Origin of the sequence: Chryseobacterium scophthalmum (assembly GCF_900143185.1) — a bacterium.
In the GTDB taxonomy this organism is placed as follows: domain Bacteria; phylum Bacteroidota; class Bacteroidia; order Flavobacteriales; family Weeksellaceae; genus Chryseobacterium; species Chryseobacterium scophthalmum.
Genome location: NZ_FSRQ01000001.1, coordinates 2,170,771 through 2,183,822, shown reverse-complemented (window position 1 = coordinate 2,183,822; position 13,052 = coordinate 2,170,771). Strand labels below are relative to the sequence as shown.

8 protein-coding genes are annotated in these 13,052 nt (G+C 33.6%); 3 read left to right on the top strand and 5 right to left on the bottom strand.

Annotation, left to right across the window (positions count from 1 at the left end):
- Window positions 1–115: 115 nt before the first annotated feature.
- Window positions 116–1,036, top strand: coding sequence for a tRNA (adenosine(37)-N6)-dimethylallyltransferase MiaA (gene miaA / locus BUR17_RS09850; RefSeq protein WP_074230113.1), 921 nt, complete (start codon window positions 116–118; stop codon window positions 1,034–1,036).
- Between the two features lie 357 nt (window positions 1,037–1,393).
- On the opposite strand, the gene BUR17_RS09845 is transcribed toward miaA, so the two are convergent.
- From BUR17_RS09845 to BUR17_RS09830, 4 genes are all read right to left on the bottom strand, one after another.
- On the bottom strand, window positions 1,394–2,806 hold the full coding sequence (locus BUR17_RS09845) for an efflux transporter outer membrane subunit (protein ID WP_074230112.1): 1,413 nt from the start codon (window positions 2,804–2,806) through the stop codon (window positions 1,394–1,396).
- A 285-nt stretch (window positions 2,807–3,091) separates the two neighbouring features.
- Window positions 3,092–6,274 (bottom strand): efflux RND transporter permease subunit, encoded by a 3,183-nt coding sequence (locus BUR17_RS09840; protein WP_074230111.1) that lies wholly within the window; start codon window positions 6,272–6,274, stop codon window positions 3,092–3,094.
- A 249-nt stretch (window positions 6,275–6,523) separates the two neighbouring features.
- Complete coding sequence (locus BUR17_RS09835) at window positions 6,524–7,684, bottom strand: efflux RND transporter periplasmic adaptor subunit (protein WP_074230110.1); 1,161 nt, start codon at window positions 7,682–7,684, stop codon at window positions 6,524–6,526.
- Between the two features lie 347 nt (window positions 7,685–8,031).
- Window positions 8,032–8,655, bottom strand: coding sequence for a TetR/AcrR family transcriptional regulator (locus tag BUR17_RS09830; RefSeq protein WP_228418658.1), 624 nt, complete (start codon window positions 8,653–8,655; stop codon window positions 8,032–8,034).
- A gap of 272 nt (window positions 8,656–8,927) precedes the next feature.
- On the opposite strand from BUR17_RS09830, the gene BUR17_RS09825 reads away from it, so the two are divergent.
- Complete coding sequence (locus BUR17_RS09825) at window positions 8,928–9,482, top strand: thioredoxin family protein (protein ID WP_074230108.1); 555 nt, start codon at window positions 8,928–8,930, stop codon at window positions 9,480–9,482.
- 1,314 nt (window positions 9,483–10,796) lie between these two features.
- On the opposite strand, the gene BUR17_RS09820 is transcribed toward BUR17_RS09825, so the two are convergent.
- Entirely contained in the window at window positions 10,797–11,699 is a 903-nt protein-coding gene (locus tag BUR17_RS09820; protein ID WP_074230107.1) for an AraC family transcriptional regulator, read from the bottom strand.
- Between the two features lie 122 nt (window positions 11,700–11,821).
- On the opposite strand from BUR17_RS09820, the gene BUR17_RS09815 reads away from it, so the two are divergent.
- Window positions 11,822–13,051 carry an MFS transporter gene (locus BUR17_RS09815; RefSeq protein WP_074230106.1) on the top strand — a complete coding sequence of 410 codons (1,230 nt, stop codon included), beginning with the start codon at window positions 11,822–11,824 and terminating at the stop codon, window positions 13,049–13,051.
- The last annotated feature ends 1 nt before the right edge of the window (window position 13,052 follow it).

The following is a 13,052-nucleotide window of genomic DNA, read 5'->3' as shown; positions in this document are numbered from 1 at the left end:
TTGATTTTTCTTAATTAAACTTAACCACTTAATTATTCTTAATGGTTCAATTGAATCATTCTTTTAAAGTATTTTGTGGTTAAAAATAAAGGCTCATTTTTCGTAAATTTGCAACGTGAAAAATAAAAATTTGATTTCTGTTGTAGGACCTACCGGAATTGGAAAAACAAGATTGGCCATTGATTTGGCGAAACATTTCAGTACAGAAATTGTTTCCTGCGATTCGCGCCAGTTTTTTAAGGAAATGATCATCGGAACGGCTTCTCCATCTGCAGAAGAATTAGCGGAAGCACCTCATCATTTTATTGGAAATCTTTCGGTTGAGGAATATTATTCGATCGGACAATACGAAGAAGATGCCTTAAAAAAACTCAATGAACTTTTTGAAAAATATGATACTGTCATTTTGGTTGGCGGAAGTATGATGTATGAAAAAGCGGTGATCGAAGGTCTGAATGATTTGCCTGAAGCTAATGAGGAGAATCAAGCTAAACTACAGGAAATTTTAGATAACGAAGGAATAGAAAAACTTCAGGAAATGTTGAAAGAACTCGATCCTGAATATTTTTCGGTTGTGGATTTTCACAATCATAGAAGGCTTTTACGTGCCATTGATGTAATTTGGCAGACGAATAAAAAATATTCTGAATTAATTGCTGTTTCGCAAGATTCAAGAGATTTTGAAACGATTCGAATCGGAATTGAAGCTCCGAGAGAAGAATTGTATGACAGAATCAATAGGAGAGTGGATATTATGATGGAGAAAGGTTTGCTGGATGAAGCAATAGGTTTAGAAAAATTTAAACATTTGACCGCTTTGAACACGGTTGGCTATTCTGAATTATTTAAATATTTTGATGAAGAATGGGATTTGGAATTTGCAGTTTCTGAAATTAAGAAAAACAGCCGAAGATATGCAAAACGTCAACTGACCTGGTATCGAAAAGCGGATGATATTCATTATTTGCAATTGGGATATTCTGAAAAAGATTTTAATGGTCTGATTGAATATATTAATGAGCAAACTCAAAAGTAATTTTTTTAACGCAAAGATTTATTTTTATTCTGAATATTTTTAAAGAGCAAAGAATTGAATCAATTTTATTGATTCTGATAAAGCTTGCTTAAGCGACTTTGTTGCTATTCTTTGCTCCTTAAAATTACATATCTTTTAAATAAAACTTTGCATTTAAATTTATACCATTAAGATTTTTATTAAGAAGTTAAGTTGAATTAAGAAAAATCAAATAGATTTGAAAGACAATGAGCCTAAAAGCGAGGCTAAACTTAATATTTCTTAACTCCTTAATTAATCCTTAATGGTTCAAAATGTATTCATATAAAAAATGCGATCCCGAGAGACCGCATTTCATTAACAATATAATTAAATTTACTACTTCCAACCGCCACCTAAAGCTCGGTATAGATCTACAATACTGCTTAATCTCTGTCTTTTTACCGACGCAAGATTCAATTCAGCCTGTAAAGAATTTCCCTGAGCTGTAATCACTTCTAAGTAATTTGCCATTCCGCCTTTGTAAAGCATTTCAGCGCTTTTAATTCCGTTTTTTAAAGTTGTTACCTGTTCGGTTGCTTTTTGTTCCTGAACTTTTAAACTTTCATTAGAGACCAAGGCATCAGAAACTTCACCAACTGCATTTAAAACGGATTGACGGAATGCCAAAACGTTTTTCTCTCTCTGAATTTTAGCAACATTCAAATCTGTTTTCAACTGTCTTTTTTGGAAAATAGGCTGAGTCAAACCGCCCAAAACTGAACCGAACAAAGATGCCGGAATTTGAAACCAGTTGTCAATTTTAAATGAATTGACTCCGCCGTTTGCGGTAATTTTCAGTGCAGGATACATATTTGCCTGCGCAATTCCTACCAAAGAATTTGATTCTAATAAAACCAATTCCTGCTGACGAACATCCGGACGACGACTTACCATCGCTGCTGGAAGTCCTGCAGAAATATCTTGTGGTAAAGAAGTATCAGACATTTCAATGGTTCTGTTGACTTTATTTGGATTTTCACCCACCAAAATACTCAAAGCATTTTCCTGAATCGCAATATTTTGTTCCAATTGAGTAATCAAAAGTTCTGTAGATTGCTTTTGAGCAGTCGCCTGCTGAACTCCTAAAGAAGTCGTATCACCGCTTTGCCACAATTTTTCTGTAAGAGAAAGGGTATTGGTGCTTAAATCTAAGTTTGATTTTGCAATCTGTAATTGTTTATCAAGCATCAATAAATTGTAATATCCCTGAGCAATTGCAGCAACAACCTGTGTCTGAATTGCTTTTGTCGCTTCATAAGTCTGCAGATACTGCATTTTTGAAACTTCTTGTTGGTTTTTAATTTTACCCCAAATGTCTGCTTCCCAAGATAAGTTGAATGCAGCATTGTAATCTTCAACGTGACTTTGACCTAAAAACAGATTTAAGCTTTGTCCGTTCATGCTGTTTTTGGAAGGCTTTGAGATTTGTGCGGAAACTCCGAAACCTACATCAGGATATTGAAGATATTTTGCCTGTTTCAGTTTTTCCTGTGAAGAAGCGACCTGTTTTAAAGCAATTTGTAGATCGTAATTGTTTTTAATTCCTTTTTCAATTAAATCCTGTAAAATGGGATCGTTGAAAAACTGTTTCCATTCTAAGTTTGCGACGCTTGCAGTGTCTGCGGTTACAGTATATTTGAATGTTTCGGGAAGTTCGGGTTTTGTTTCCTGATATGCCAATTTTGGCACACAGGAAACAGCACCTAATGCGATCCCAAAAGCGATGATTATATTTTTTACTCTTTTCATAAGTCTATATATTTAAATTGATCACAAAACTTTGAGTGATAAGCAAAGTTGTCTTTAGTAGGAGATAATATTTTGCTTGTTTTGAACCATTAAGGATATTTAAGAAGTTAAGTTGGATTAAGAAAAATCAATAGATTTTTTAAGAACTGTGCTTCAAGTGAAGCTCATCTTAATATTCTTAACATCTTAATAAAAACCTTAATGGTTTAGAAAATCTTTAAATTAAATTTGAAGAAAAATTTTATAAGATTTTTATTTCTCAAAGTTTTGTTGATCATTTTTTTATTAATGTGCTGTTGCCAAAAGTTCTTCCTCCAATTTTTGTTTTTGAAGTCTTTTTTGTTTTCTGCTTGGCATTTTTTCATGTAAATACTGGAAGATCACATACATCACCGGAATGATGAAAATCCCGAAGACAACTCCTGTAAACATTCCACCAACAGTACTGATTCCGATAGAGTGATTTCCTTTTGCTGCTGCACCTTGAGTCCAAACCAATGGAAGCATACCGATGATGAAAGCAAATGAAGTCATCAAAATGGGTCTTAAACGTAATCTTGAAGCCTGAAGCGCTGATTCAATCAATGTTTTTCCTGCTTTTCTTCGCTGAACGGCAAATTCTACGATCAGGATCGCATTTTTCGCTAACAATCCGACGAGCATGATCAATCCGACCTGAACGTAAATGTTATTGTCAATTCCCGCTAATCCTGTGAATGCAAACACTCCGAAAATCCCTGTTGGAATAGTTAAAATAACGGCAAACGGAAGGATGTAACTTTCGTACTGAGCTGCCAGTAAGAAATACACGAACAAAATACTTAGCATAAATACAAAAGCAGTTTGTCCACCGGTTTTGATCTCTTCACGAGTAATCCCTGTCCATTCGTAACCATAACCTCTTGGAAGTGATTTTTGAGCAACTTCTTCTACGGCTTTAATGGCGTCTCCAGTACTGTAGCCAGGTTTTGGAGTTCCATTAATGGTCACTGCGTTGAATAGGTTGTTTCTTGAAACCGTTTCTGGTCCGAAAGTTCTTTTTAACGTTACCAAAGTTTTTACAGGAACCATTTCGCCCGATTTATTTTTAACATAAATTCCTTCCATAGAATTAGCATCGGTTCTGTAAGGAATATCTGCCTGAGCCATTACTCTATAATATTTACCGAATCTGTTGAAATCTGAAACGAAACTACTTCCGTAATAAATCTGCATGGTCTGCATCAATTCTGTAATAGAAACTCCCAACTGATTGGCTTTATCGGTATCAACATCAATGGTATATTGAGGATTTCCGGCTGCGTAGGTTGTAAAAGCAAAAGCAATTTCCGGGCGTTTCATCAACTCTCCAATGAAAACCTGAGTATTGACTCCCAATTGTTCAAAAGATCCGTTGGTTTTGTCCTGTAACATAAATTCAAATCCTGAAACGTTACCAAAACCTTGTACGGTAGGGAAGTTGAAGAAGAATGCGTTTGCATCTTTTACCTGTGCTACTTTTCCGGTTAAAGCCGCTGCAATCTGATCCGGATCTTTCATTTCACCACGATCTTCGTAATCTTTCAATTTAATAAAACCTGCAGAATACGGTGAAGCATTGGCGTTACTGATAAAGTTCATTCCATCGGCTACCCAAAGGTGATTTTTAGCTTTTTCACCATTGATAATTTTATCAATCTGTTCAGTAGCTCTGTGCGTTCTGTCTAATGAACTTCCGGGAGGAGTATTCACAGCATACAAAACAAATCCCTGATCTTCTGTAGGAATAAATCCTGTTGGTGCTTTATTGATCAAGAAAACACTTGCTGTTGTGATTGCTGCTAAACCTGTAACCGCAACCCATTTATTTTTAATTAAAAACTTAAGGCTGTAAATGTATTTTTTGGTCATGTTATTAAAGTTCTTGTTGAAAGCATTAAAAAACTTTGCTCCAAAACCTTTTTTCTGACCGTGTTCTCCATGTTCTCCTTGAGGATCATTTAATAATAAAGCACATAAAGCAGGACTTAATGTCAATGCATTAATTGCTGAGATCATAATCGCAATCACCAAAGTAAAGGCAAACTGTCTGTAGAAAACCCCTGCAGGACCCTGCATAAAACCAACCGGTATAAATACCGCACACATCACCAATGTTATGGAAATAATCGCTCCCGAAATTTCACTCATTGAGTTTGTCGTTGCTTGCTCAACCGGCATTCCGGTTTGTTCCATTTTAGAATGGACAGCTTCTACAACGACAATCGCATCATCCACAACAATACCAATGGCTAGAACTAATGCGAACAATGTCAACATATTGATGCTGAAACCAAATAGCTGAAGGAAGAAAAATGTACCAACAATTGCTACTGGAACGGCAATCGCAGGAATTAATGTAGATCTGAAATCCTGAAGGAAAATATATACTACAATAAATACCAAAATGAATGCGATAATTAAAGTTTCTACAACCTGATGAATCGACGCATCCAAAAAGTCTTTGGAATTGTACATGATAATTGGCTCAACTCCCTTTGGAAGCGAAGGCTTCATCTGCTCAACCTGCTTTTCAATATCAGTTAAAATTTCGTTCGCATTAGAACCTGCAGTCTGCAAAATAGCAAAACCTGCAACTGGTTTTCCGTCAACTCTGTTCGCTGCCGTGTAGGTATATGAACCGAATTCTACTCTTGCAACATCTTTTAATCTTAAAAATGAACCGTCACTATTCGATTTGATGGCAATATTTTCGTAGTCTTCGTTTTTGTTTAATTTACCTTTATATTTTAAAATATACTCGTAAGTTTCCTTGCTTCCTTGTCCCAAACGTCCTGGAGCGGCTTCAAGATTGTGATCTTTTACAGCATTCAAAACTTCCTGCGGAGAAAGATTATTGGCAGCCAATCTGTCTGGTTTCAGCCAAAGTCTCATCGAGTAATCTCTCGTCCCGAAAACCTGAGCCTGAGCAACTCCCGGAATACGTTGTATTTGTGGAATCACATTGATCTTCAAATAATTTTGTAAGAAAAGTTCGTCATATTGTTTCGGGTCATTACTAGAAAGTCCCATGAACATGATCATACTGTTCTGAACTTTTTGAGTCGAAATTCCCGCCTGTACAACCTCCTGTGGAAGCTGGCTCATTGCTTTTGAAACACGGTTTTGAACATTTACCGCTGCATTATCCGGATCTGAACCTTGCTTGAAAAATACACTCAAGGTCATTGATCCGTCGTTACTTGAGTTTGACGTCATGTACGTCATGTTCTCAACACCGTTTACCGCTTCCTCAATCGGAACAGCAACGGAACGGGCGACAACTTCTGCATTCGCTCCCGGATAAAATGCCGTCACCTGAACACTCGGTGGTGCAATATCGGGAAACAGGGTTATCGGAAGGTTGAAAACCGACATCGCTCCCAATAGCAAAAGTATAATGGAGATAACCGTAGAAAGTACCGGTCTATCTATGAATTTTTTTAACATAAGAAGTTTATTTTTTAATGTTGTTTAAACTATGTTCTTACCACAAATCGAAGATTCGACGAAGTCAAAAGACACAATAGTTTTTAAACACATTAGTCACATTAAGTTTTAAGTATTGCTTTTAAAAAGAACACATTAGTTTTGAAAATCTTTGATCTTCGTTTTTGTGAACTTTATAATTTTAGCATTCTACTTTTTCAAACAGAAAAAAATATTTTGTGACTTTTGTGGTTAAAATTTAAACGGTTTTTACAATGGTCTTGCTTTCAAAAGACTGTCGGAAGAAATTGTTTTTGGTTGAATCATAACGCCATCTTTCAATGCACCAATTCCTGTGTAAACAATTTTTTCACCTGCTGCAAGTCCTTCAGAAATAAAATAATAACTGTCTGTTTTTCCAGAAATTGTTATAGGCTTGCTGGTTACTTTTTTATCCTTTCCAACAATATAAACATAGGTTTTATCCTGTATTTCGAAAGTTGATTCTTGTGGAATAACAAGCGTATTGGCGAATAATTGTGGCATACGAACTCTACCTGTATTTCCTGTTCTCAAAGCCCCGTTTGCATTTGGAAAAACGGCACGAACACTGATTGCACCTGTAGTTTTATCAAACTGTCCGTCAACAATGCTCATTTTACCTTTTTCAGGATATGTAGTGTTGTCGGCAATCACCAAATCTACCATAGGCATATTTTTAAGTTTTTCGTTTAAAGTTGCTCCGGGATATTTTTTCTGAAAACCGATAAAATCAAGTTCACTTAAAGAGAAGTACGCATAAATTTCACTGATGTCTGATAATAAAGTCAACGGATTGGCATCTGTTCTTGAAATTAAACTTCCTTTTTTGTAAGGAATTCTTCCGATGTATCCACTTACTGGTGCGGTAATCGTTGTAAATCCTACATTGATTTTTGCGCCACCAACTGAAGCTCTTGCTTGTGAAGCCGCAGCAACAGCTGCTGCGTAATTTGCTTTTGCAGTTCTCAACTGTACTTCAGAAACTACTTTTGCAGATACAAGAGGTTCAAGTCTGTCAACCTCAACTTTTGCTTTTTGAATATTGGCATTGGCAACCTGTAAATTGGCATTGGCCATATTCATCTGCTCTCCGTAAGCTCTTGAATCTATTTTAAATAAAGCTTGTCCGGCTCTTACATAAGCACCTTCTTCTACATAAATTTTATCTAAATATCCGTCAACCTGAGATCTTATTTCCACATTGTTTTTTCCTTCCAATGCGGTTGGAAATTCCTGATATATTGTTGCTGGAGATGTAGTAACAGTATAAACTGGCAATTCTGGAGCGGGTGGAGCGGCATTGGTACCTTCTGCTGCTTTTGTGCAATTTTGTAAAAGAATGATACTCGATATAAGTACGATTAATTTTGCTTTTGCAGTTGTTTTCATTTTAAGTTTTATTTTTTAATGAAGTGTTAATTTAAGTAATGTTGTTTTTATTTTAAATCATGTTATATTTTCTAACAGTGTTAATTGAGAAGTCAAAAAAATAACCTGATTTTAACTGGTGGTTTAGATTGTCATTTCCATGATTACAATTTTGGAGTTAAGTTTTTGGTTGAGTGGTTTTGCGTGTTATTTTTCTTAACAGTGTTAATGAGAAGGAAAAAAAAATGGCAAGAAATAATGTAAAAAAATCGTATTTCATTTTTAAAGTCTTTTATTTTTAATTTAAATTATGTTAATTGTTTCGTGTTACTTTTCCTAACAGTGTTAATTTTTAGTTCAAAAAAAATTTACAAAGATTTAATAAAAGCCGAAACCGTTTCGTCTAAAGTAGTTTTGTTCATCGTTGAAGGAATATCATCATTTCTCATCATCATAATCGAAATCAATCCATGAACTGCAGAAAATAAAGCGTGAGAAGAGTGACAAGCACTGTCTTCATTTGATCCTTTTTTCTTGATAATTTCATAAGTACAATCGAAAATCATATCCTGAAAAGAAGAAAACTCTTCTTTCATTAAACCTTTTCCGCTACACTGCATTCCCAAACCGAACATCAATTGGTAATATTCTTTATTCTTAAAGGCAAAATTCCAATAAGCGTCTACAATTGCTGTCAATTGATCTTCCGGACTTTCGTGTTTTTTCTGAGCTTTTAGTAATTCTATTTGAAGGCAATGAAATCCGTTGATAGAAATTTCATATAAAATCGCTTCTTTGTTTTCGAAATGATCATAAACAACAGGAGCACTGTACTCAATCGCATCAGCTATTTTACGAATAGAAAGCGATGCCCAACCGTCAGTTTTAGCCAAAGTGAATGCAGCCTGCAAAATATTTGCACGGATAGATTCTTTTTCTCTTTGACGACGTTCATGTAAGCCCATGATTTTATTTACTAACAGTGTTAGCAAAACTACAAACTTTTAAATACATCTTCCAAACAAATTTTAAGATTTAATTTTTTATGGAAGACTTGGTGAACTATTATAATTTACTGAATGCTGAAACAATGGGAGCTTGCAGAGAAAATTTTAATATTATTGTAAAAATAGATAGATTACATAGTCTAACTCGATTGATTGATCTTTTCAAAAAAAACTTATTAAACTTCCATCATCCAACTTCGGGCTTCCCTCTTAGATAAGAAAAGAAATCTTTATCTTTGTGGATAAATAAAAAAGATATGAATACTCCCTCAAATATGTTGGCATTAGGTACAAAAGCTCCGTTTTTTGAACTTCCGAATCCTTCAAAAAGCAATGAAGTTCAGTCATTAGATGATTTGAAAGGTGAAAAAGGTACATTGGTGATTTTTATGTGCAATCACTGTCCGTTTGTACTTCACATTATTGATAAGTTGACAGAACTGTATGAAGATTATAATGAGGCGGGAATTGAATTTATTGCGATCAATTCTAATAACGTAGAAAAATATCCTGCAGATTCTCCGGAAAAAATGATTGAGTTTCAAATCGAAAGAAAATTTGATTTTCCTTATTTATATGACGAAAGCCAGGCAATTGCAAAAGCTTACGATGCAGCTTGCACGCCGGATTTCTTTTTTTTTGATGATAAATTAGACCTTATTTACAGAGGTCAGATGGATGATTCAAGACCTGGAAATCATAAAGAAGTGACTGGAGAAGATTTAATTATTGCTTTTGAAAACCTTTTAATCGGTGAGCCTCAGGAAGAAATTCAGAGACCGAGCATGGGTTGCAATATAAAGTGGAAATAATTTTAAAGTTGATTGTTGCAGGTTAATTTTTCTTGCAAATAATATATAAGCTGTCCTTTTGGGGATAGCTTTTTTTGTTTTATTATTGATAATCAGAATGTTTCTGAGTTATCCACAATTTTATCCACATAGTTTCCACAACTATCTTAGTGTGAAAATTTTCTTTTTTATCAACTTATTGAAAATCTTTAATTTATAAAATTTAATAAAAATTAGAATTAATTATTTTTTTTCTAATTTCAATTGAGAAAAATAATATTATCTAATTGATAGATAGTCTATTATTGATTAGGCTAAATGTTGTCCACAAAGTTATCCACAGACTTATCCACAATTTATTGTTGATAAATATGTTTAAAATTTGGTTTTAATTTTAGGGTCGTTTTCAGCTTTTAAATTGTTGTATGATATATTGTTCCTCAGTTCATAAGACGTCATTTAAATTCACTTTTGCGGATTGTTAAAATATTTAAGTATTTGATATATAGAGTTGTATTGTTAATTCTGAAATACTTTTATCCTTTGTTATCTGCGATATGTTTTGTTGTATCATATCGGTGTACTTGCTGTGTAAATGTAATTTGAACCGCTTAAATAATGTAGGATTGATCAATTGGGTGATAATTTCATTATTGATCTCTTTATTGTAATTGTACTTTCATAAATGGAGGTTGTTTTTAGATAAGTACTATTAATATCTTCATAAGTTACTAACAATATAGAATCTTGTTATTTTTAAAAATAGCCTTCTAGATAGCTTATAGATAGATATTTTATAATGTTTTTGAGTTATCCACAATTTTATCCACATCATTATCCACAATTTAAAAGCTGATTTTATTTTAAGTTTTTTGAATTTTCAAGTCACATTTAACTTTTTATTAAAATAAACTCGTAAGATGTCTTTTGAATATATTTTTACATTTTACTAAAATAGGTGAGGTTTTTAAAACTAAGGCTGTAAATGTATTGAGAAGTACTTTTTCGGATATTATCAATAAAATATACTTTGTAAATATGTGATCTATTTGCAAATTTTGTAACTATAATTTAGTCTGGTTTAAAAAATTGACAGAGAAAAAGAAGCATAAGACTGAATAGTTTTGAGATACTTCCGATGTTAATTTCTTTATCATCGCTGTATTTTTAAATTAAAGGGAAATAAGTTTTTGTGGAAAATTGTTGATATCTTTATAGGTTATCAACAATGAGGAAAATATTATCTTAGCGATTTTTAAACTTATGTTATTTAAAATCAATAACTTGTAATGTAGTAAAGTTATCCACAATTTTATCCACAGAGTTATCCACAATTTAAAATCCAATTTTTATTTTAGGTTCTTCAACCTTCAAATCTACATTCACTTTACTGTGCGAGAAATTCTTCATAAACTCTGAAGGTGTTTTTTCTGTATATTTTTTAAACATTCTGTTGAAATAACTAACATTGTTAAAACCGCAACTGTAGCTACATTCAGAAATACTTTTATCCTGCGCCATTAATAAGCATGCTTTGTTGATACGATATCTATTTACAAACTCTGTAAAGGTGATCTGAGTTGCCTTTTTAAAGAAATTACAGAATGCGGGAAGTGTAAGATTTGCCAATTTAGCGACATCTTCAATATTGATTTCTTTGTCGTAATTGTGTTCTACAAACGTGAAAATATTTTCAAGCCTCGTTTTATTTTTTGAAATGATGGTGTAAGGCATGATTTCGTTATTCAAAAGCTCGTAATCTTTAGATTGTGAAAGTTCAAAAAGGATTTCAAGCAACAGTAAATATCTTTTGTAGCCTTCAGATTCCAGCATCAATCTCAATTTTGGAATCATTGCTTTTTTGATTTTTCGGTGAAATTTTATACCATATTTAGAAAGCTCCAGTAAGTCTTTGATGGATCTTGCTTCAACTTCCTGTTCTGGAAACTGCAAAATTTCCTGTTTGAACTGGAGTACAATTTCTTCATGTGGATCAATTGAATTTAAACCAAATCCGGAATGTGGAATATTTGAACCGATCAAAACCAAATCACCATTGGTATAATTGCTTTTATGATAACCGACGTGACGTGTTCCGCTCCCGGAAAGTACACAGACAAGCTCAATTTCGGGATGATAATGATATTCCCATTTGAATTCTGAAATAGGAGAGTTATTATGGATCGTCCGAAAAGAACTCTTTTCATTGGGGATCACTCGTTCAAATGTAACTTTCATTTAATTAACCTTCTTTTGTTGTCTAAAATAAGAATTATATTAATATAGTTCAAATATTCATTTACCGTGTTAAATTACCGTTAACCGGAATGCTTCTATCTTAGCCACCAAGAAATTAATTAATGAAAAATTTCAACATCAAGGCGGTTCTGTTTTTAAACTATTTCGTTTTTGCAATTCTTTTGAATTCGGTAGGAACGGTTATTTTACAGATGCAGCAAAACTTCGGAATTACAAAATCTTCAGCAAGTGTTTTAGAGGGTTTTAAAGATTTACCGATTGCAATTTGCTCATTTATTTTAGCATCGTTTTTACCGAAAATCGGGATTAAAAAATCAATGTTGATCGCATTGTTTTTGGTGAGCTGTATGTGTTTTGTGATGCCTTTTGCCAATGATTTCTGGTTTTTCAAATTATTGTTTACCATTGTTGGGATTTCTTTTGCGCTAATTAAAATTTCAGTTTTTACTTCAATCGGATTGGTGACCAATACAGATAAAGAACACTCAAGTTTTATGGGATATCTGGAAGGTTTTTTTATGATTGGAGTTTTAGCGGGAAATGTTTTATTTAGTCTTTTTATTGATGATCATGATCCTAGATCTACGCATTGGCTTAATGTTTATTGGGTTTTGGGTGGAGTTTCTACCTTGTCATTTTTGTTTTTATTCTTTACTAAGCTCAATGAAAGCGATGCAAAAAGTGAGAAAACAGATTTGCTTGGAGATTTAAAAAACAGCATTAGCTTATTCAGTTACAAAAAAGTATTGTTCTTTTTGCTGTGCGCTTTCCTTTTTGTTTTGGTGGAGCAAAGTTTCCAGACCTGGACGCCTACTTTTTATAAAGAAATTTTAAAAGTTCCGACCTCGATGTCTATTCAGGCAGGAGCAGTTTTAGCTGGAGCTTTTGCATTAGGAAGATTTTTATCAGGCTTTTTCTCTAAGAAATTCAGTTGGATCTATGTGGTTTCTTTCTGTGTTGTTGGCTTTGCAATAAGCATTCTTTTGGTCTTACCATTAACTCATAACATTCATATTAATACAAATACCAATTGGTTCAACGCTCCGCTCGTTGTGTATTTATTTCCATTAATGGGTGGATTGTTGGCTCCGATCTATCCGAGTATTAATTCTGTGATCTTAGCATCGATCCCAAAATATTTACACAGCGCAATGGCTGGTTTAATTGTCGTTTTTTCTGCAATCGGAGGTACGGTAGGTTCTATCATAACCGGTTTTGTATTTCAGGAATTCAGTGGACAACAGGCGTTTTATCTTTCATTAATTCCGCTTTCGCTACTGATTGTTTCTGCAGTTATCATGAATAAATTAAAAATAAATCCTAAAAAATAAA

Excerpts from the sequence above, each read along its gene's own strand:
- BUR17_RS09825 (WP_074230108.1), top strand. The coding sequence starts at position 8,928 with ATGAATACTCCCTCAAATATGTTGGCATTAGGTACAAAAGCTCCGTTT.
- BUR17_RS09820 (WP_074230107.1), bottom strand. The coding sequence starts at position 11,699 with ATGAAAGTTACATTTGAACGAGTGATCCCCAATGAAAAGAGTTCTTTT.
- BUR17_RS09845 (WP_074230112.1), bottom strand. The coding sequence starts at position 2,806 with ATGAAAAGAGTAAAAAATATAATCATCGCTTTTGGGATCGCATTAGGT.
- BUR17_RS09840 (WP_074230111.1), bottom strand. The coding sequence starts at position 6,274 with ATGTTAAAAAAATTCATAGATAGACCGGTACTTTCTACGGTTATCTCC.
- BUR17_RS09815 (WP_074230106.1), top strand. The coding sequence starts at position 11,822 with ATGAAAAATTTCAACATCAAGGCGGTTCTGTTTTTAAACTATTTCGTT.
- BUR17_RS09835 (WP_074230110.1), bottom strand. The coding sequence starts at position 7,684 with ATGAAAACAACTGCAAAAGCAAAATTAATCGTACTTATATCGAGTATC.